Source organism: uncultured Campylobacter sp. (assembly GCF_938017775.1).
In the GTDB taxonomy this organism is placed as follows: domain Bacteria; phylum Campylobacterota; class Campylobacteria; order Campylobacterales; family Campylobacteraceae; genus Campylobacter_B.
In genome coordinates, this window is the sequence record NZ_CALIIU010000013.1 from 18,131 (window position 1) to 37,478 (window position 19,348).

The following is a 19,348-nucleotide window of genomic DNA, read 5'->3' on the forward strand; positions in this document are numbered from 1 at the left end:
CCTTTTTGTACAAAGCTTTAATCTGATCTGCGGGCCAAATTTCATCTCAAATCGCACAACCGCCTTCTGTGCCGGCGCTTGTCGCGTGAGATCACGCCCGAATAAGCATCATATCCGCCGCGGGCCGCACCGAGGCTTCGACGCCGTGCGGAAAAAAAGGCTCGGACGACAAAAGCCGCGCCTAGCCGTACAAATTTAGCGCGAGCTCGGCCGCTCAAGGCACTTGCAAATTTTATCTATACTTTAGCGTCTGTTTGCAAGCTCGCACAGTCCTTGCGCAGTGCGCCGAAATGGGGTGTCGCCCAATCCGATACAAAATCTAAAACGCGCCAAATCCGGACGATCTAGGCCTTAAAAATGCACTTTAAATTTCGCCCAAAAGCTTCTGCCCGGCTCATAAAGCCTCGTGCCATTCGGGATAGTTTCGTAGCCTGCGATACCGCCGCCGTAGCCGCCTTTTGAGTTATGATAGGCGTATTTGGCGTCGTTTAGGTTTTCCGCCGCTAGCAAAAATTGATAATTTTTATATTTATAGCCCGCGCTTAGTCCTAGCGTCCAGAAGCTATCGCTCTTGCCCAGATCCATGCCGCCCACGTCGCCGTAGCCCTTTTGTGCGCGGTTTTGCGACGCGTTAGCGTAGAAGTCGGCTTTGACGAACCAGTCTGGCTTTTCTAAGCCGGCGCTTAGTTTAAACGCTAGAGGCGAAACCTTAGGCAGCGCGTCGCCGTCTTCTAGGCCGCCCGCGTTTTTGGTCACCTTGCCGTAGACGTAGGATACACCCGCCCCCAGTCTAAATATATCGGCCAGTAGCGTATCGCCCTCGATCTCGCCGCCGTATAGTAAAGCATCGGTATTAAATACGTTTGAAGACATGCCCATAGGATTATATTTTAGCATGATATAATCATCCATCTTTGAGACGAAGAAATTTGCGCTTAGTTCGTAATTTTGATCTTTCAGTACGGCGCCAAAATCCAGCTGAGTATTTCTTTCTTTATTTAGCTTGAGGTTATCGTCTTTACTCGTTTCCCAGTGATCGGGCAGTCTTTGTGCGTGTCCTAACCCAGCATAAAGCGTTAAATTTTGCAGATATTTTTCGTATCTAAAAAAGCCTGAGAATAAATTTTCGCTCCTACTTTTATGCGTTAGTAGCTGTTTTCTCTCGCCGACGTCTAATCTAAGACCGCCAAAAAGTCCGTAATCTCCCTCAAGGACGTATTCGTTTTGAGTGTATATAGTTTTATACGTTACCTTGCGCTGTTTTACGTGGGGCTTTGATAGGGCAGCGTCCATGTCGGCTTTAGATACGCCGGCCCCGCCCGTTCCGGCGCCTCGCCATTTAAAGGAGTCTTGCGAATAACCGGCGCCGATGAAGCTGGTTAGATTATCGAAATTTAGCTCGCCTTCTAGCTTAAAGCCGTACATATCGCGTATCGGGTGGCTGATGCTATATCCCTTGCCAGGCCCCGTGCCCGGCACCACCGGACGCATGGTGAAGTTGTCCATTATGTGATCGATTTGATGATAGTACGAGCTTAGCCTGATCTTGTGCTCGCCGACGTCTTGTTCAAATTTGAGTCCGAAAGACTTACGGTCAAACTGCACGCCGTCCCTCATCCTGTCCGCATACGCCGCTTCGCCCTCGCCCAGGTCCGTGCTAAGCTGAATGGCGGTAGAATCGGTAGGCGTGATCGTGCCCACGAGCGAGACGCTGTTGCGTTTATAGTGCGTATGCATTTTCTGTCCGCCGCCGCTTTTATAGTCGCCGCTCTCGTAATGTCCGCCCGAGATCTGCAAGCTGCCCCATTCATTGCCCACGACGGCGTCGGCTACGGTTTCGAAGCGTCTAAAGCTTCCGCCTAGCACGCTAAAATTCCCGCCGAATTGCGTTTTATCTAGTCTTAAAATATCTCGATCGAAGAAAATACCGCCGCTGATGAGCGCTCCATATCTGACGTCCTGCGGACCTTTGACGATGCGCACGGAGTTGTAGTTTTGCGCCGAGATGTAGGTGATGGGCGTATCCATACGCATGCCGCAGCCGCCGTTTAGCGTGCTGCCGTCGATGAGCACGGGCAGTCTGGACGCCGTCTGCGAGCGGTAATAAACCTCGCTGCCGCCTCCGCCCTTGCGCTCCATCGAAAAGCCGCTTAAGTTCAAAAGCGATTTTGCGATGTCGCCGTTTTCTAAAATAGTGTCTTTACCTGCGATCTCCACCTTCGTGGGCTCTTGCAAGATAGATTTTTTAAAATTCGACGATACGATTATCGTGCCTAAATTTACGTCCTTGCTCGCAGCATCGTCTGCGCTCAAGACGCCGCATAGCAAAACCCCCGCCACAACGTAAGATAATTTCATTTTTGATCCTTTGGATATTGTGATAAATGATTGTGAAATTTAATCACAAAAAATATTAAATTTATATTAAATTTAATATTTTAAAAAGTTAAAATTTTACGCCGTAAATCCCAAGCCGAAGGGCGCTTCGGAAAAATATATAGCGATCCTTTAATCGCTAGAATTTAAATTTTCTAAATTCTATCTTTTCGTTAAAAATCGACATCGTGCGTTGAAGATTACTTATATCTTTTTGTATCGTTTGCATAAAATAATCACGCAGCTGCAGATACTCCTCCTTATTTGCCATCAAGATATTTAGTATCTCGACCTCAGCGTTTTCTTTATAAAGCACAAGCTGATCGTGAAGACCGAAAAAGCCGAGGCTGCCGTTGCGTAGGTGCATAAGAGGCTTTGCTCCAAAAATCCCCGACGCGGCTAAAACAAAAAGACACAATACATTAGTTATATATTCACCAATTGTTACATCGTATGAATTAGCGACAAAAGCTAATAAAAGCCAAAGAAGCAGCGCTATTTTTATAAACCAATTTACCCTTTGTCGCATACTGTGTCTGCAATCAAAGCTAATCACCATTGCGCCTATGCTGTTTAGTTCGAAAATTTTGCGAATTTTATTTTTATGATAATACAGAATTTTATCGTTTTTAAACTCAAAATACATACCGTCTTTATCGCGAATTACGGTCAATAATGAAACCAATATAAATGGAAGCATTCGAAAGGTCTTAAGGCTAACGGGATTTACTATGGTAACAAAAGTCAAAAATATAATAAAACCTATCAGTAGCGCCGGAAATTGATAAATCATAAATTCGTAATAAGTATGATCTTTGATGATTAGCGGATCTTTGTCGTAGTCTCTAGCTTTGGAATTTTGCCGCAAAGAGTCGCTATCATCCGAGATAAAATTTTGCGACTCTACATTATCTTTGGCGGTAGAATTCTGAGCCGTTTTGCTTTCTAAATTTAAAGCGTCAGGATCGGAATTTGGGGCTTTAGAATTCTGGGTTTCATAATTCGAAATTTCAGAATTCGGGAACTCAGAATTCGAGGCTCCAGGATTCAGAGATTCAAAATTTGAGACTTCAGAATTCAGGGCTTCAAAATTTGAAACTTCGGAATTTTTGGTTTCAGAATTTGGGGCTTTAAAATTTTCGCCGTTAGAATTTTGTTCCAAGCCCCGCTTTGGCTCTTGATGCCGCTTTTGCAATAGCCTTTTTAATTCCTCAAGCCTGTTTTGATCCATTTGCCGCTTTTAATTTGATGGACGCGCCATTTTATAGCGCCGCCGCTTAAAGCTCATTAAATTTTACCGCTCGCCCGCTATGCGCCGTTTGATCAAAATTTAGCCTTCATATCTTTGCAGCGATTTTTTATATGTTTTTGCCGCAGTGCAGCCCGTGCTCAGATACGCTTCAAACTCCTCGCTGGTAAGCCTACGCGGCTCATTTGCAAGCCTTGCCGCAGCCGCTGTACCCGTCGCACAGCTAGCGCTTGTACCGAAATTCACTTCATTTACGATCTCGCCTCGTCGGATTCGGTTGCTAAAGCCCGCTGCATGCGCTATTTTCGGCGCATGCTTTAAAGAAAAGCTTAAATTTCGCGTTTGCAGATTTAAAATTTTACCCATGCATTTGCGCGGACCCGCGATAAAATCGCCATTTTGTATGAGCGGGGCGGCATAGCCGAGCGAATCGCTGTCCGCCAAGCTGTGCAAGCCGCCTGCCAAGCCGGGTAAGCAGCCCGTTGAATCCGGTAAGCCGCCCGCCAAAAGCTCTGCGCCGCTTAGGACGCGCAGGCTTCGCACCAAAATCCCGCCGCCGCTTTGCGGGACGCTGCGAAACGAAATGTCAAAGCCGAAATTGTGAAAAAATATCTCGCCCGCCCGCGACGTGCGCTTGTAGGTGTTGCGATCTGCGCCCGTGAAATACGCCTCAATCTCCGCGAAGGCGAATTCCGCGCCGCTTACGCAAAGCACATAGTTTTGCAGCAGATCGCGCATGAAATTTTCGATCTTTGCCTGCGCTCGCTCGGCATTAAACTGCGCCTGCAGCGGCTCGTCACCGAACGCAAGCGCTTGTCTGACGCCCGGCTCCGACTGCGATGGACGGACGTTAAATTTTAAGTATGCTTGCTCTGTATCAAGACGCACTTTCTCGGCATCAAACGGCAGCTCGGTATTAAATTTTAAAATTTCATCTTGCTGCGCGCCGCTAAAATATGGCTGTTCGCCGCAAAATTCCACGTCGTCTTGTGATTTTAAGGGCTTGTCCTTATTCCTGTCTCTCGCGCTTCCTGCAAGCTTGGAATTTTTTGAAGCAAGCTTTGAGTTCGCAGAAATTCCAAACTCCGCAGCGTCGATTTTTGAGAAAAATTTTTCTAAATTTTCATCGCCCAGCATTTTGCTCTTTCGTAGAATTTCCTTTGCGCTTTATCGAGCTCGCATCGCTGTTCGCAGTGTCAGATTTGCCGTTGTTTGCCTCGATGCGCGTTAAATTTCCGCTATCCGTTGCGTTCGTATCGCCTCGTGCTAAATTACCGCCGCTACTTGTCGTATTTGCTTCATCGCCCTTTGATTTGGGCGTTTTAAAGCCCCAAATCTCGCAGCGATCCCCGCTAAAGCCTTGGAAATAATATCTCTCGTGCTCGCTCAAGTTTTCTACCCCTTTTTCGCATGTGCGCTTGATATATGCCTGGCTCGGATACCTTAGTCTATTTGCCGCTAGGTCATCGCCAGCGTCCGCGCGCTCTATTAGTCTGGCTATGCAAGCGTCATCCTCTTCGCCCTTATTGTTTAAAAAAGATTCCCAAATGTTGCAATACGCGCTACTGTTTCTTATATATAGGGTGCACAGAATAATAACTCCTACAATTAACAAAAAAATTTGACTTTTACTAGCTTTTAATTTCGCTTTATTGCCCAGCATTTAATCCTCCCGTAGAATTTACATCGCCTTTGATCGCACCTGTTTCATTGCGGATTGTATTCATACCTTCGCGCGTTAAATTTCCCTCGCCGTCCGTTGCGTTCGTATCGCCTCGCGCTAAATTACCGCCGCCGCTCGTAGTATTTGCTTCACCGCCCTTTGATTTGGGCGTTTCAAAGCCCCAAGCGCTACAACGATCTTTACTATAACGCTCGAAATAAAATCTTTCTCGCTCACCCAAGCTTTCCACTCCCTTTTCGCACACTCGCTTGATATATTCCATAGTTGGGTATCTAAGCCTACTTTCTGCAAAACTATTTCCGTCGTCTGCGCGCTTTATCAACTTGGCGATGCAGGCGTCATCTTCCTCATCATGCCTGCCTGAAAAAAATTCTCTCGCGCTACAATACCCGCCTCTACCGCTTACAAACGCGGCATAAATAATAAGAAGCGCCACGGCTAGCACAAAAACATGGCTTTTACCAATTTTCAAGCTCGCCTCCTTCGCGATTAAATTTCGATTTTTTCCGCAGATTTACGATTTGCGGGCGGATCGTAAACTCGCTTACGTTGGACTTCGTGCGCAGAATTTGCAGCGTAAAATTTGCGATCTCCCCCGCATCCACGAAGCTCGCCTCATCATCTGCGGGCTCGAAGCTCAAATCCTCGTAAAAGGGCGTTTTGGTGACGTCGGGGTTGATGCAGCTTACTCTGATCTGCTTGCGCGCCTCCTCGAAAAGACAGAGCAGAAACGCCCGCAGTCCCGCCTTGCTCGCGCTATAAACCGCGCTAAAGCGGCTAGATCGCAGCGCCTCGATCGAGCTAATGCCGATGATATGGGCGCGGTTGCGCTTTAAATTCGGTAAAAGCGCGCGCGTAATGATGATATTTGCGGCAAGATTTACGTTTAAAATTTTTAAAATTTCGCTCTCGCTCATCGCCTCAAGCGGCGCAAATTTCGCCGTACCCGCGCACAAAATCAGCGCGTCAATCTCACACGCCGCAGCCAGCGCGCGGCACTCCTTCGCTAGCGCGTCCGTATCCTCAAAGCGCGAGCTTAGCGTTAAAATTTCATAGCCGTTTTGCCGCAAAAGCTCCGCAACCGCGCTGCCGATACCGCCGCTTGCGCCCGTAATCAATGCTTTCATCTTTTCTCCTTTAAATTTTTATGCCGCTTCGGCTCGTTAAATTTAGAGCGTCACGTAAATTTCGCTGCGCTAAATTTTCTTTGCTCATTGTGCCCGCCGCTAAATTTACGCGGCTTATTTAAACCGCGTCGCGACTTTGCCGGGTAAAATTTTAAATTTAGCTCGCGGACGTTTTGCTGCGCGAGCGTTTTGTAAAATTTCATCGCCGCTCGCTGTGCCCGCCCCGCACGATTTATAAAATTTCATTTCATAAAGCCGGGTGTGGCGCTAAATTTTAACCGCTCACAGTGTCCGCCGCAAATTTCGCGCCGTATTCTCGGCGCCGCATGCGAGCTGATACGGACTGCGATGCTTGCGACAAACAGCGCGTCTAGCACTGCCGTATCTTTGCGAAATACGCCGCCTTCATCGCCTCCTCAAACGCGTCGTTGCTTTCGTACTCGTGCCCCAAAACCTCGCGCCACAGGCTCGCATCCTCCATGCAGAGGTAGAAAAACACTCGCTCGCGCCACGGCGAAAGCGCGTCCGCGGCAAATTTAAAAAGCTCGCGCTTGATCTGCAGCGGGTAGGACAGCTTGCCGTTCGCGTCCGTAAGGGGCATCTGCATAATTTTGCTCCGTAGCCCGCGAGAGCGCAGTTTTTTTACGACGGGTTTGATGAAGGTAAGCGTGCCGAGCGAAACCATCGCGACGCCGCTTGGATCAAAGCGGCGCAGCAGCTGCTCAAAAAGTGCGCCGTAATCGCTTTGCCACCCCTCATACCAAACCATCGGGTGGAGGTGAAAGCCCACCAAAATGCCGCGCGCCGCGAGCGCTTCGGCTGCAGCCAGCCGCGCATCCAGGCTCGCGCTTAGATGCTCCTCGTTCGCAATGATCGCGGGCGTATTTAGCGAAAAAGTGACGATGAGGTTGCGCGGGATCTCGCGCTGCAGGAAAAACTTAATATTGTTCGACTTGCTTTTAAGCTCCAAAATCACGTTTTCATGCCGCGCCGCAAAATCGCATAATGCGCTTAAAATGCCGAAGCGATCGCCCCACATGAGCGAGTCGGAGCTCTGCCCCGTGCCGATGTGGTAGCTGCGCGTGGGATCGAGTCGCAGCCGCGCTAAATTTGCCGCAAAATTCTCGTCAAAGCCGATTTTCCCGTGCTTGTAAAAGGAGCCGATCGCGCAATAGGAGCAGTCAAAGCCGCACGAATTGACCGCATCGAGCGTCAGCAGATTGCAGCAGCGCGTATTTTCGCTCGCTACCGGACAGCGGCCCAAAGCGATGCGCTCTGCGCGAAAGGAGGAAATTTCAAATTTTTTCGACTCGTAATCGCTTTTGAAGCTCACGTATGAATGCAGGCGCGACTTGAGATCCAGCCAGGCTTCGCGCACGAAATTAAAAATTTGCTCGCCGCTCGGGACTTTCCCCGCTTTATTAAATTTGGCTTTATTAAAATTTAGTCCGCACTGCTTGCTTGTAAGCAGCTCATAAATTGGCGCCTCGTCCCACGCCTCAAAATCGCTCGCAAACTCCGCAAGCTGCTTTCGTTGCTGAAATGAAAAGTGAAATTTCTCAAATAGCGCGCCCAAAAACGCGCTTGATCGCTCGCCCAGATTCACGCCAAACTGCGTGCCTAGCTCCTTTTTCGCCTCCGTCATCTTGCTCCGCTTCGTTAAAATTTTGCAAATTATACTTAAATTTCGCGCGCCGTCACTGAAAATCGTTGAAATTTCAGATCGCGCCGCAGAATAGTCGCTCGAAATAAAAGGCGTAAGCTAACGTAATAGCGACGTTTAGGATCAAAATTCCGCCGAGTGCGAACTTTTGTGAGATTTTTTTGACGCCCGTTCGGTAGTAATACGGCAGGGCGCAGAAAAACGCGGGCAGCACAAGCAGAACGATGCCTAGCGGCATGCCCGTGCCGCCGGTGCCTATCTCCGCACTGCGCACAAACTGCGCCATGGCGGGGAATTTAAGGGCGGCGAATATGGCCGCCGCAAAGAGTAGCTGCACGCAGACGCAGTAAAATAGGTAGCGCACGCCTATTAGGGCGTCTTTTAGCCATAGCCCGATACAGGCAAATACGAGCAAAAGGGCTAAAAAGACTAGCGAGGGCGGATCCGCGAGCAAATCCGCCACGGCATACGCGCAGACCGCGACGCATGCGCACGCCAAGAGGGCAAAATACAGATAAGAGTCTTTTATTTTCATCGTTTCTCCTGCGCCTCCGCAATACCTTCAAATTCCGCGACGTATTCGGCATATGAAGCCAAAATTTCATCTCTCGGCTCGGTTTTTTGCGTATGCACTTATAGTTAAATTTTGCTCTTTATTGCGGCACGGATTTGCGGCAGGCGCGCCTTTACGAGCTCATAGACGAAGCTTTTGCTAAGCCGCTCGCCGCGCAGATGATCGCTTACGATCTTCATCATCGCCCACGGCACGCCCGCGCGCTCACAAGCACTAACAAAAAGCGCACTCTCCATATCGTAAAGCGTAACGTAGTGATTTGCGTGCCCGCAGGTAGCATCTTTTGCCGTGCACGGCGTATTTTGTGTTGCTCGTGCTGTGGTATTCGTCGCGACGCTGTGCCCGCCTACCGCGATTTGTGAGGGTTTTACGCTCGCTAAATTTTGCACCTCGACTTGCGTTGCGCTTTGTGCCGCAGTCTGAGACGCGCCTTGCGTGAAATTTTTTGTATCTGCTGCGCCGTTCGTCCCTTGCGTTGGGGCTTGTACGTTTGTCTCGCCGCACGCTTCGATTTTTGCGATATTTGCTGCGCTCGCCTGCTCCGCCGCGTTTAAAATTTTAGGCTCGCTTACGCAGATTAAATTTGCCCGCAGCTTGCCGTCCAAACTCACGCCGCAAAATTCCCGCTCGCAAACGTTTTGAAATTTCGGAGTCTGCGCGCTGTGTTCCCCAACCTGCGAGCCGTAAAGCTCCGATCCGTCCTCGCCGCAAAATTCCCGCGCCTGTGCACCGTCAAAGTAAAACGCCTCGCCGATCCGCACGCCTTTATCTGCACAGCCGCAGACGCCTATGTTTAGCGCAAAGTCCACGCGGCGCGAAAGTAAAATTTCACCAAAGCGCTCTGAATTCTGCGTGGAGATAAAATCTGAAATTTCAAAATTTTCAGTCGCATTTAGCGCGAAGCCAGTTTCTGCATCGCCGCCGCAGAGCGCGCCCGCGTCCGAACGGAGCTCAAATTTTAGATCCGCGCTGCGCCGATCCTTGCGAAGCTCGCGTCCGAATTCCGCGTTCGTATCGACACGGCGAACAAATTCCGCGCCCGCTTCAAATTTAGCTCCAAACCTCACGCCGCATATGTATAGAAGCATCTGCTCGCTTGCGAACAGATCGCCGCTGCGAGTAAGTTTAAAACTCTCGATTATCGCTTGGGCTTCGCAGCGCAAAGCCGTACAGATCAGTATCATTTGCCGCCTTTGTTAAAACCGCATTTTAACAATTTGAGCTATAATGTAAGATTAATTTGCACAAAAGGGCGAAAATGAACGATCTCATCACCATCACGGGCGCGCGCGAACACAATCTGAAAAATATAAATTTGCAAATTCCAAAGGACAAACTCGTCGTTTTTACAGGTCTCAGCGGCAGCGGCAAGAGTACGCTGGCGTTTGATACGCTATATGCCGAGGGGCAGCGCAGATACGTCGAGAGCCTAAGCAGCTACGCTAGGCAATTTTTAGACCGCGTAGGCAAGCCCGACGTCGATAAGATCGACGGTCTGACGCCTGCGATCGCGATCGATCAAAAAACGACGTCAAAAAACCCGCGCTCGACAGTGGGCACGATCACTGAAATTTACGACTATCTGAGGCTTCTTTATGCGCGCGTGGGGGTGCAGCACTGCCACAAATGCGGCAAGCCGATCTCAAAGATGAGCTCCAGCGACATCATCGCCGAGATTATGAAGCTGCCGCGCGGCGCAAAGGTGATCTTGGGCGCGCCCTTGGTGCGCGAGAAAAAGGGCAGCTTCGCCGATATGCTGCAGAGCCTACGCGAGCAGGGCTACGTGCGCGCTCAGATAGACGGCGTACTGGTGCGGTTGGATGAGGAGATCGAGCTAAGCAAGACGAAAAAACACTCGATCAAGGTCATCATCGACCGCACGACCATCGACGAGGAAAATTCCATCCGTGTTGCAAGCGACGTCGAAAAGGCGCTCAAGCTCAGCTTCGGCGAGCTTGAGGTGGAGATCGCAAACGCCGCCGAGCTGGGGCTCGCGCAGAGTCTGATCCACTACAGCGAGCATATGGCGTGCTTTGATTGTAAAATTTCATTCAAGCCGCTCGAACCGCTCGCATTTAGTTTCAACTCCCCAAAGGGTGCGTGCGAGAGCTGCGACGGGCTGGGGATAAAATTTAGCCTCGATCTGGGCAAGATCATCAACGAAAACGCCTCGATCGAAGGCGGCGCGATCAAGGTGATGTCGGGATTTAACAAGAGCTATTATTATAAATTTCTGCTCGGGTTTTGCGAGGCAAACGGCATAAACGTTAAAATCCCGTATGCAAACTTAAGCGAGGAGCAAAAAAAGCTGATCCTCTACGGCAGCGTCAAAGAGATCGATTTTTACTGGAAAAAACATAAGCTCGTGCGTAAATTTGAGGGCGCGATCAAATACGCCTACGATCTGCTCAAAAACGAAAGCGATCTGGACGATTATATGAGCGAAAAAATCTGCCCCGACTGCGGCGGGCTGCGCCTGCGCCCCGAAAGTCTAGCCGTAAAGGTCGCAGGGAAAGGCATCGGCGATGTGATAAATATGAGTATCACAGACTGCGTGGAATTTTTCAGCGACGAGAAGCGGTTTTCAAATTTAAGCGAAAAGGACGCACAGATCGCTGCGCCGATCCTAAAAGAGATCAACGAAAGGTTGTTTTTCTTAAAAGACGTGGGGCTTGGATATCTCACGCTGGGGCGCGATGCACGCACCATCAGCGGCGGCGAGGCGCAGCGTATCCGTATCGCAAGCCAGATCGGCTCTGGTCTTAGCGGCGTGATGTATGTACTCGACGAGCCTAGCATCGGACTTCACGAGCGCGATACGCAAAAGCTCATCAAGACGCTACGAAGCTTACAAGAAAAGGGAAATTCCGTAATCGTCGTCGAGCACGATAAAAAGACGATCAAGGCGGCGGATTTTGTCGTGGATATCGGCCCGGGGGCGGGTAATCTAGGTGGCGAGGTCGTATTTACCGGGGATGTGGCGCATCTGCTTCAAAGTAATACGCAAACCGCGCTGTATCTGAACAACCAAAAGGAGATAAACTACCAAAAGCACCGCAAGCAAGAGCTTTGGCTAAGTATCAAAAACGTAAATATCAATAACATCCACGGTCTTTGCGCGAAATTTCCGCTGCGAAATTTAGTCGGCATCACGGGCGTTAGCGGCAGCGGCAAGAGCTCTTTAGTGCTGCAAACCATACTGCCGACGGCGCTTGAGGAGCTAAATCGCGCGAGGAAAGTGCACGCGGTAAAGGGCGCTAAAATTTCGGGGCTTGAGAGCCTGGATAAAGTGATCTATCTGGATCAAACCCCGATCGGACGCACCCCGCGCAGCAATCCTGCGACCTACACGGGAGTGATGGACGAGATCCGCGCGCTTTTTGCCGCGACGAAGGAAGCGCAGCTGCGCGGATACAAGATCGGCCGCTTCAGCTTCAACGTCAAGGGCGGGCGCTGCGAAAAATGCGCAGGCGAGGGCGAGATCACGATCGAGATGCACTTCCTGCCCGATATCAGCGTCGTTTGCGACGTTTGCCACGGCACGAGATACAACGCGCAGACGCTTGAAATTTTATACAAAAACAAAAGCATAGCCGACGTTTTGGCGATGAGTATCGACGAGGCGCTCGAGTTTTTCAAAGCCGTGCCTAAAATTTATCAAAAGCTAAAGACGCTCGCGGACGTCGGGCTCGGCTACGTTTCGTTAGGCCAACCCGCCACGACGCTTAGCGGCGGCGAGGCACAGCGCGTCAAGCTCGCCAAGGAGCTAAGCCGCACCGATACGGGCAATACGCTATATATCCTGGACGAGCCCACGACGGGGCTACATTTTGCAGACGTAGATCGCCTGGTAGCGGTGTTACATCATTTGGTCGATCTGGGAAATTCCGTCTTTGTGATCGAGCACAATCTGGACGTCATCAAAAACTGCGATTACATCATTGACATGGGGCCAGAAGGCGGCGAGGGCGGCGGACAGATCGTCGCTTGCGGCACCCCAGAAAAGCTCGCGAAAGATTTCAAAAAGACGCTCAGCTACACGGGCGAATTTTTGGCGCAGGAGCTAGCGGCGATGAAAAGCGCGAGGAAAAATAAGCGAGGTTAAAGCGCCTTATCGGGGGCAAGAATGGATCAAAGCAGGCTTGAGGAATTAAAAAAGCTACTACAAAAGCGGCATCAAGAGCCAAAGCGGGGCTTGAAACAAAATTCTAACGGCGAAAATTCTGGAACATCGAATTTTGGAGTCTCGAATTTCAAAGCTCAAAATTCCGAAATCTCGAATTCCGAAGTCTCAAATTTTGAAGCTTCTAATTCTGAATTCCTGAATTTTGAACCTCCGAATTCCGAAATCTTGAATTCTGAACCTCCGAATTTGGAATCTTTGAATTCCAAAGCTCCGAATTCCGCTAATGATGCTTTAAATTTAGAAGCCGAAGCGGATCATAATTCTGCCCTTGAAAACAGCGCAGAGCAGCAAAATTTTATCTTGGATGACAGCGGCTCTTTGCAGCAGAATTCCAAGGCTAGAGATTACGACAAAAATCCGATAATCATCAAAGACCATACTTATTATGACTATATGAAATACTCTGTAGTTCCTACTATGGTAGGCTTGTTAATAGCGCTTGCATTTGCCACTATCGTAAATCCCATAAACATTAAAATGTTTCGCCTCCTTCCTTTGGTCTTGGTAATATTCGTAACAAATTTTATAAATAGAGACGGCGCATACTTCGTGTTTTATAACGATAAAATTTTATATTACAATAAAAATAAGATTCGTAAAACGTTCGAGATAAATACAATCGGCGCTATGGCTTTAAGCTTTGATTGGAGATGGAGCTGGAAACAAAAAATACCTATTTATATAAAGGTCTTTCTTGTTCTTTGGTTTTTACTCGGCTGCTATACGACGGGAGAGCCGATCAATGGCGTGGCGATAATTTTTACTTTTTGCTTTTCCATTTTAACTACCAAAGCCTATATGCATCTGCTTAACGGTAGCCTCGGCTTTTTCGGTCTTCACGATCAGCTCGTGCTTTATAAAGAAAATGCTGAGGTCGAGATACTAAATATTCTGATGGCGAATAAAGAGGAGTATCTGCAGCTGAGAGATTATTTTATGCAAACGATGCAAAAAGATATAAACAATCTTCAGCGCACGATGTCGATTTTTAATGAAAAGATAGAATTTAGGAAATTTAAATTTTAAAATTTGATTAGATTATGTATTTTAAAATTTCGTACTAGTTTGCTTTTTTTTGAGTTAAAATCCCTCTGCTACAATGTCGTAAAGATATCCTACCGTTTCGTCGCTTAAATTTAGCGTCTTTTTGCTTTGTAAAAATTCTAAAATTTCATCCTGCGCAAAGCCCGTTCTTTGCGCGCAATGCTCGTGCGCGGGCAAAAAGCCGCGGCACAGCGCGATATTTTCTAAAATTTCTTCGTCGCATAAAAAACAATACGGCTCGTCGTGCAACCGCCCCTCAAATTCTAAAATTTTAACGTAGCTTTCTACGATTATGCGGCGCGGATTTTGTTTACCAAAGCGCATAGCAGCGCGGTTTAGTAGCTCGTAATAGAATTTATCCAGATGCTCGGCATCTTTTAGGTGTGCGTATAAAAGTCGCATAAACTGCTGCCAAAATAGCAGCTTCTCGCGGCTTGCGAGCCACGCGTATCCCAGATGCATCACGCCGCTAAGGCGAGGGAGGAAGTTTGGATTTTGCGAGAGCTCGAAGTCGATCTTATAGCCCTGGATGATGTTTGAATGGCGCGCGCCGTAGAAGCGATACGCACGCACGAGCGCGCTTTCGCTCAGCACATCTACGATGCAGTCCTCGTCCCTAACCTTGGTCGTTTTTAATATAAATCCTTGCATTTTCCTATTTTAGCGAAATTCACATATAAATTTAAATAAAGAATTTTAGGTTATAATCAGAAGTTTCATTTCATAGAATTTAAAGGAAATCATATGAATTTTGGAGATCTATTTTCAAAAATACGTAGAACGCAGCCCGCACCGAGCGAAGCTCCTACGCATTGGATCAAGTGCCCAGGATGCGGCGCGCTGATGTATAGCAAAGAGGTCGAGCAAAATCATAGCGTTTGCCCCAAGTGTAACTATCACCTTCGTTTTGGCGCGCAGGCTCGCATCGATCTGATCTGCGATGAAGGCTCTTTCGTGGAGTACGATCAAAATTTGCAGCCCGTCGATCCACTAAAATTCGTCGATAAAAAATCCTACAAAAAGCGTATCTCCGAGAGCAAGGAAAAAACAGGCAGGTTTAGCGCGGTGATCGCAGGCGAGGGCGCTATAAGTCGCCAAAAAATTCAGCTCGTGGTATTTGATTTTAACTTCATGGGCGGAAGCCTGGGCTCCGTGGAGGGCGAAAAGATCGTGCGTGCCGTAAAGCGCAGCCTCGATAAAAACGAGCCGCTAATCATCGTAAGTGCAAGCGGTGGTGCTAGGATGCAAGAAAGCACCTTTTCGCTAATGCAGATGAGCAAAACCTCTGCCGCGCTTAAAATTTTATCCGAGCATAGGATTCCTTTCATCTCCGTTCTTACCGATCCTACGATGGGCGGCGTGAGCGCGTCCTTTGCGTGGCTGGGAGATATCATCATCGCAGAGCCCGGCGCTCTTATCGGCTTTGCCGGACAGCGCGTCATCAAGCAAACTATCGGCGCGGATCTGCCGGAGGGCTTTCAAAGATCGGAATTTCTGCTCGAGCACGGATTAATTGATGCGATCGTTCCTAGAGCCGAGATGAGGCAGTATCTAAGCGATATAATCAACGTGCTGAGCAAAAACGCTGTGCAGATTGACGACACGAGTGACAAATCGCTGCACGAAGAGGGAAGCGAAGAGTAGTGCAGATAACGGTAAATTCCATCCAAAAGGGCACGGACGAGTTCGCAGGCGCGATAAGCGATTATAAAAAAATGGCGGCTAAATTTGCCGCGGTGCGAGATGAGACGTTTTTTAATGCTAATATCGCTCGCGCGCAAAGCACATCTGCTGAGCTAGCGCTTAAGGCGTATGATGAAGCTTATCTACCGCGCCTTAGCGGATACGTCGTAGCTTTGGATGAGCGCGGGCAGGAGCTAGATAGTGTGGAATTTGCGAGTATGCTAAAGGATAAAAGCGCCGTGTCGTTTTTCATCGGTGGCGCTTATGGGCTTAGTGAAAATTTTAAGGCAAAAGCCGATAAAATAATCAGTCTTAGCAGGCTTACGTTAGCGCACAAAATCGCTAAACTTTTGCTCTTTGAGCAAATTTTTCGCGCATTGTGCATTAACGCAAACCATCCATATCACAAATAAAGGGAAGTAATGAAGAAAAACGAGTTGAAATTTTACAAGAAAATTTTAGAAGAAAAAAGAGAGCAACTCATCGCCAATATTAATAGCTCTGTAAATGAAATTTCGGAATTGCGCGAAAATAAAGCTGCGGATGATTTTGACGTAGCGAGCATGAATACGGATTTAAGCATCGAATACTCGCTCAATGTTAATCAACAAAAGGCGTTTTTAGAGATCGAAAGCGCGCTTAAGCGCATCGAAAATGGAACCTATGGGCTTTGCGAGAGCTGCGGCGAGCAGATAAGCTTAGAGCGCCTTAAAGTAAATCCAGAGGCGAGATTGTGCATTTCGTGCAAGGAACAGGCGGAAAAGCAAAATAGGAGTTAGCTATGAAAACCAAGCAATTCTTTTTATATTCGATCGTCTATATCGCAATCGTCGCGATTTTGGTCTTTACGCAGCAAAGCAGTAGCTATACACTGGGGCTTTTCGGTTTTACGTTTACGCTTCCTGTGGCGGTGTGGATCGTACTGCCGTTAATTTTATATATGATTTTGGCGATTTTTCATATCGTTTTTCATAGCTTTGCTTTTTACCGCACAAAAAGGGCGATCGCAAAGGACCTAAGCGCGTACGATGCGATGAGTAAAGAGGTTTTGCTGGGTCTTGATACCAATAAAGACTTTAAAACCGAGTATTTTAAAGACCCAAGCGAGCTTACTAAAATTTTATCTCCGTGGTACGATAGCACCGGCATAGACGTCAAAAATGAGGATCTAAAAGAGGTCATAGGCGTTATCGAGAAGGTTAAAAACGGCGAAGTGGCGGATCTGCGAAAATATAAACTTCCTAAAGATAATGGACTATTTTTGCAAAATGAGCTCAACCGCCTCGACGCCGAGCCTGCGTATGCGTATGAAATTTTAAAAACTAAGGGCGTTTATAGCGAAAATATCACTAAAAAAGCCTATGCCGTAGCGCTTGCCAAAGGAAGCTACGATAAGATCAAGGCCTATAAAATTCCTCAAGATATAGCCGAGGTAAATATTTTAGTGGATCGCGCGGTGAATGACGCGAGCTTTGAGATCAGTAGCGAGGAACTTTTTGATCTCGTAAATAATGAAAAATTTAGCGAGCAGGATTTTATCGGCTTTGCTAAAAAGCTAAAAAATCATCTCGCTCCAGAGCAATACAAAGCCTTTTTCGAGCGGCTCAAAAACGAGAATCAAGAAGCGACTGAGGCATATCTGTACGCGCTATATGAGCTTGGCATGATCGACGAGTTTAGGGAGCAGCTAAGCCTTGCCGACGGCGACGAGTTTGAGAAGTTTAAAATTCTGCTATTTTTGCGTGACAACGGCAAAAACGTCCCCGCCTCGCTATTATTTTAGCTCGGTAATTTTACGAGTTCGTTTTGTGCTGGTAAGAGAGGCTGCTTTTACGCTCTTTGCGGCTATCAAACACAGCCTGCGCGATAAATTTAAAGTGTGGATAAAATTCCAACTCGCGCAAATTTGAAATTTCAAAATTTATCGAAAGATCAATGCGCGCAAGCGGTAAAATTTAAAAGATTTGCTTGCGTAGTGTGCGCGTAAACGGATTTTGCATTTACGCGATGAAATTTAGAATTTAAACGTAAAGCGCAAGACTTGCTAGCCAAATAAAGTGATGAAATTTTAAAATTTCATGCGGCGTTTTGCAAGTTGCTTGCTGGGCTCGCCGCGCGAATAAAATTTAGTGGCGATCATTCTTGCTGCCGTTTTGCCGCCATGCAAATTAGTCAATCTTAAAAATAAAATTCGCGCCTAAATGCGAATACGTAGCCTATGAAATTTAAAATTTGAAAGCTCGCAGCAAAACCCGCTGCAAGCGCTGCGGCGTTAAATTTAAAGGTTTAAATTCAAACGAAATCAAAATGAGAAATTTAAAATGACAAAAGATTTTTTTAAAACGAACCCTCTATTTTTGGCGCCTTTGGCGGGCTTTTCGGATCCGCCGCTGCGGGGCGTAGTGAAAAAATTCGGCTGCGACGCGACCGTAAGCGAGATGATAAGCGCAAACGCCCTTGTTTTCGAGGGCGAAAAGACGCTAAAGATGCTCGAAAAAAACGCCGCCGAAACCCCTTTTTTCGTGCAGATCGCAGGCAGCGATGCGGAAATCGTCAAAAAGGCGGTTTTGCTCATCAATAAATTTGACGGCATCGACGGCATCGATCTAAACTGCGGCTGCCCCGTCCCTAAAGTCGTAAAGCAGGGCGCTGGCTCGGCGCTGTTGCTTGATCTTCCCCGCCTATCGCGCCTGGTTGAGACGATCAAAAAATATTCAAACAAAAAATTTACGAGCGCGAAGGTGCGACTGGGCTTCGGCGCTGTGGATATCGAAAATATCGCTCGCGCCGTACAAAGCGCAGGAGCCGATTTTATCGCGATTCACGGTCGCACCAGAGCGGGCGGATACAGTGCGGCGGTGGATTACGGCGCGATCGCAAGAGCCAAATGCGCGCTGCAAATCCCGGTGATCGCAAACGGCGACATAAACTCCGCCAATGCCGCCGCTGTGCGAGATCTTAGCGGCGCAGACGCGCTGATGATCGGTCGCGCTGTCGTCGGCAGGCCGTGGATCTTTCGCGAGATCAAAACGGGCGAGCAGGCAAGCGACGCGCTAAAAAGAGAGGTCGTGCTCTATCATTTCGCTCAAATGCTAAGCCATTACGGTAGCCACGGCGTAGCGATATTTCGCAAGCATCTGCACGAATACTCTAAGGGGCGCGAAAACGCCGCAAGCTTTCGCGAGCAGATCAACCACGTCGCCGCCGAGAGCGAGATGGCGCGGCTGATCGAGGAATTTTTTAGCTAAATTTAGAATTTTAGGAACTCTGATGATTATTTTAAAAATTATAGCCTGTGCATTTTCGATGAGTTTTTGCTTGATGAATATTTCGAGCTTGGGCGATTTTGTGGTATGGCGGATTTTTGACACGTCTAGCGTCTGGTATGACGACCCCATAGAATGGCTACAGCAGAAGTGCGTATATTTCATATTTTTGTGGATATCTTTTTGCGGGGTTTGCGCAGTGCTTGCCGTAAAGTTAAAGGATTTTGATAGGCTTGTGAATTTTTTCGTCAATCTGTTTTTGCCGATCGTGGCGATTTGGATACTATCGCCATATTTAGGGATAATAATTGCGGCTGTTTGCATTTCGGATACAAATCTTGTTGACTTCTATTCCGCATTGCTTAGCGCATTAATATCTATCGTTCTTTTTATGATCGTCGTAGCTGAGGTCCTAAAGCGGGCTTATCCGTCCAAGTCCTAGCGCGCGAAATTTTAAAATTTAGCGCAGAGCTTTTATCTACCGCTTACAATCACA

The 19,348-nt window shown here is 48.0% G+C and carries 19 protein-coding genes; 8 read left to right on the plus strand and 11 right to left on the minus strand.

Translation table 11 applies throughout. The features are described 5' to 3' along the window. Window positions 1-351: 351 nt before the first annotated feature. The 10 genes from Q0537_RS02575 to Q0537_RS02620 form a co-directional block, all read right to left on the minus strand. A complete protein-coding gene (locus Q0537_RS02575) occupies window positions 352-2,358 on the minus strand; it encodes a TonB-dependent receptor (protein ID WP_299224862.1) in 2,007 nt (668 codons plus the stop codon). Window positions 2,359-2,515: 157 nt separating this feature from the next. Next, window positions 2,516-3,607: a hypothetical protein gene (locus Q0537_RS02580; protein WP_299224864.1), complete on the minus strand. Its 1,092-nt coding sequence runs from the start codon at window positions 3,605-3,607 to the stop codon at window positions 2,516-2,518. A 99-nt stretch (window positions 3,608-3,706) separates the two neighbouring features. Next, window positions 3,707-4,762, minus strand: coding sequence for a hypothetical protein (locus tag Q0537_RS02585; RefSeq protein ID WP_299224866.1), 1,056 nt, complete (start codon window positions 4,760-4,762; stop codon window positions 3,707-3,709). Then, window positions 4,749-5,240, minus strand: coding sequence for a hypothetical protein (locus tag Q0537_RS02590; protein WP_299224868.1), 492 nt, complete (start codon window positions 5,238-5,240; stop codon window positions 4,749-4,751). The genes Q0537_RS02585 and Q0537_RS02590 overlap by 14 nt, the downstream gene beginning before the upstream one ends. Before the next feature lie 34 nt (window positions 5,241-5,274). Next, on the minus strand, window positions 5,275-5,781 hold the full coding sequence (locus Q0537_RS02595; RefSeq protein WP_299224871.1) for a hypothetical protein: 507 nt from the start codon (window positions 5,779-5,781) through the stop codon (window positions 5,275-5,277). After that, window positions 5,768-6,436: an SDR family oxidoreductase gene (locus Q0537_RS02600; protein ID WP_299224873.1), complete on the minus strand. Its 669-nt coding sequence runs from the start codon at window positions 6,434-6,436 to the stop codon at window positions 5,768-5,770. Before Q0537_RS02600 ends, Q0537_RS02595 begins: the two co-directional genes overlap by 14 nt. Before the next feature lie 50 nt (window positions 6,437-6,486). Continuing rightward, window positions 6,487-6,639: a hypothetical protein gene (locus Q0537_RS02605; protein ID WP_299224875.1), complete on the minus strand. Its 153-nt coding sequence runs from the start codon at window positions 6,637-6,639 to the stop codon at window positions 6,487-6,489. A 167-nt stretch (window positions 6,640-6,806) separates the two neighbouring features. Beyond that, complete coding sequence (locus Q0537_RS02610) at window positions 6,807-8,081, minus strand: spore photoproduct lyase family protein (RefSeq protein ID WP_299224877.1); 1,275 nt, start codon at window positions 8,079-8,081, stop codon at window positions 6,807-6,809. A gap of 73 nt (window positions 8,082-8,154) precedes the next feature. Continuing rightward, window positions 8,155-8,634, minus strand: coding sequence for a hypothetical protein (locus Q0537_RS02615; protein WP_299224879.1), 480 nt, complete (start codon window positions 8,632-8,634; stop codon window positions 8,155-8,157). 104 nt (window positions 8,635-8,738) lie between these two features. Beyond that, window positions 8,739-9,857, minus strand: a complete 1,119-nt coding sequence (locus Q0537_RS02620) for a hypothetical protein (RefSeq protein ID WP_299224881.1) — start codon at window positions 9,855-9,857, stop codon at window positions 8,739-8,741. A 74-nt stretch (window positions 9,858-9,931) separates the two neighbouring features. Here Q0537_RS02620 and uvrA point away from each other — a divergent pair, with 74 nt between their 5' ends. Further along, window positions 9,932-12,778: an excinuclease ABC subunit UvrA gene (uvrA, locus tag Q0537_RS02625; RefSeq protein WP_299224883.1), complete on the plus strand. Its 2,847-nt coding sequence runs from the start codon at window positions 9,932-9,934 to the stop codon at window positions 12,776-12,778. 21 nt (window positions 12,779-12,799) lie between these two features. Beyond that, window positions 12,800-13,885, plus strand: a complete 1,086-nt coding sequence (locus Q0537_RS02630) for a hypothetical protein (RefSeq protein ID WP_299224885.1) — start codon at window positions 12,800-12,802, stop codon at window positions 13,883-13,885. 54 nt (window positions 13,886-13,939) lie between these two features. Here Q0537_RS02630 and recO read toward each other — a convergent pair whose 3' ends face one another. Further along, the gene (recO, locus tag Q0537_RS02635) at window positions 13,940-14,554 is read right to left on the minus strand and encodes a recombination protein RecO (RefSeq protein ID WP_299224887.1); all 615 of its coding nucleotides are present in this window, start codon (window positions 14,552-14,554) and stop codon (window positions 13,940-13,942) included. 93 nt (window positions 14,555-14,647) lie between these two features. On the opposite strand from recO, the gene accD reads away from it, so the two are divergent. From accD to Q0537_RS02665, 6 genes are all read left to right on the plus strand, one after another. Beyond that, window positions 14,648-15,547 (plus strand): acetyl-CoA carboxylase, carboxyltransferase subunit beta, encoded by a 900-nt coding sequence (gene accD / locus Q0537_RS02640; RefSeq protein WP_299224889.1) that lies wholly within the window; start codon window positions 14,648-14,650, stop codon window positions 15,545-15,547. Then, the gene (locus tag Q0537_RS02645; RefSeq protein ID WP_177388645.1) at window positions 15,547-15,999 is read left to right on the plus strand and encodes a 23S rRNA (pseudouridine(1915)-N(3))-methyltransferase RlmH; all 453 of its coding nucleotides are present in this window, start codon (window positions 15,547-15,549) and stop codon (window positions 15,997-15,999) included. Before accD ends, Q0537_RS02645 begins: the two co-directional genes overlap by 1 nt. 9 nt (window positions 16,000-16,008) lie before the next feature. Continuing rightward, window positions 16,009-16,365: an RNA polymerase-binding protein DksA gene (gene dksA / locus Q0537_RS02650; protein ID WP_005872423.1), complete on the plus strand. Its 357-nt coding sequence runs from the start codon at window positions 16,009-16,011 to the stop codon at window positions 16,363-16,365. A gap of 2 nt (window positions 16,366-16,367) precedes the next feature. Continuing rightward, a complete protein-coding gene (locus tag Q0537_RS02655; protein WP_298961949.1) occupies window positions 16,368-17,369 on the plus strand; it encodes a LapA family protein in 1,002 nt (333 codons plus the stop codon). Between the two features lie 538 nt (window positions 17,370-17,907). Beyond that, on the plus strand, window positions 17,908-18,834 hold the full coding sequence (locus Q0537_RS02660; protein WP_299224891.1) for a tRNA-dihydrouridine synthase: 927 nt from the start codon (window positions 17,908-17,910) through the stop codon (window positions 18,832-18,834). Window positions 18,835-18,856: 22 nt separating this feature from the next. Then, window positions 18,857-19,294, plus strand: coding sequence for a hypothetical protein (locus Q0537_RS02665; RefSeq protein WP_299224893.1), 438 nt, complete (start codon window positions 18,857-18,859; stop codon window positions 19,292-19,294). The last annotated feature ends 54 nt before the right edge of the window (window positions 19,295-19,348 follow it).

Bases quoted from the DNA above. Each gene is read 5' to 3' on its own strand.
- Q0537_RS02575 (WP_299224862.1), bottom strand. From the start codon at position 2,358: ATGAAATTATCTTACGTTGTGGCGGGGGTTTTGCTATGCGGCGTCTTG.
- Q0537_RS02580 (WP_299224864.1), bottom strand. From the start codon at position 3,607: ATGGATCAAAACAGGCTTGAGGAATTAAAAAGGCTATTGCAAAAGCGG.
- Q0537_RS02585 (WP_299224866.1), bottom strand. From the start codon at position 4,762: ATGCTGGGCGATGAAAATTTAGAAAAATTTTTCTCAAAAATCGACGCT.
- Q0537_RS02600 (WP_299224873.1), bottom strand. From the start codon at position 6,436: ATGAAAGCATTGATTACGGGCGCAAGCGGCGGTATCGGCAGCGCGGTT.
- Q0537_RS02605 (WP_299224875.1), bottom strand. From the start codon at position 6,639: ATGAAATTTTACAAAACGCTCGCGCAGCAAAACGTCCGCGAGCTAAAT.
- Q0537_RS02610 (WP_299224877.1), bottom strand. From the start codon at position 8,081: ATGACGGAGGCGAAAAAGGAGCTAGGCACGCAGTTTGGCGTGAATCTG.
- Q0537_RS02615 (WP_299224879.1), bottom strand. From the start codon at position 8,634: ATGAAAATAAAAGACTCTTATCTGTATTTTGCCCTCTTGGCGTGCGCA.
- Q0537_RS02620 (WP_299224881.1), bottom strand. From the start codon at position 9,857: ATGATACTGATCTGTACGGCTTTGCGCTGCGAAGCCCAAGCGATAATC.
- uvrA (WP_299224883.1), top strand. From the start codon at position 9,932: ATGAACGATCTCATCACCATCACGGGCGCGCGCGAACACAATCTGAAA.
- Q0537_RS02630 (WP_299224885.1), top strand. From the start codon at position 12,800: ATGGATCAAAGCAGGCTTGAGGAATTAAAAAAGCTACTACAAAAGCGG.
- recO (WP_299224887.1), bottom strand. From the start codon at position 14,554: ATGCAAGGATTTATATTAAAAACGACCAAGGTTAGGGACGAGGACTGC.
- accD (WP_299224889.1), top strand. From the start codon at position 14,648: ATGAATTTTGGAGATCTATTTTCAAAAATACGTAGAACGCAGCCCGCA.
- dksA (WP_005872423.1), top strand. From the start codon at position 16,009: ATGAAGAAAAACGAGTTGAAATTTTACAAGAAAATTTTAGAAGAAAAA.
- Q0537_RS02655 (WP_298961949.1), top strand. From the start codon at position 16,368: ATGAAAACCAAGCAATTCTTTTTATATTCGATCGTCTATATCGCAATC.
- Q0537_RS02660 (WP_299224891.1), top strand. From the start codon at position 17,908: ATGACAAAAGATTTTTTTAAAACGAACCCTCTATTTTTGGCGCCTTTG.
- Q0537_RS02665 (WP_299224893.1), top strand. From the start codon at position 18,857: ATGATTATTTTAAAAATTATAGCCTGTGCATTTTCGATGAGTTTTTGC.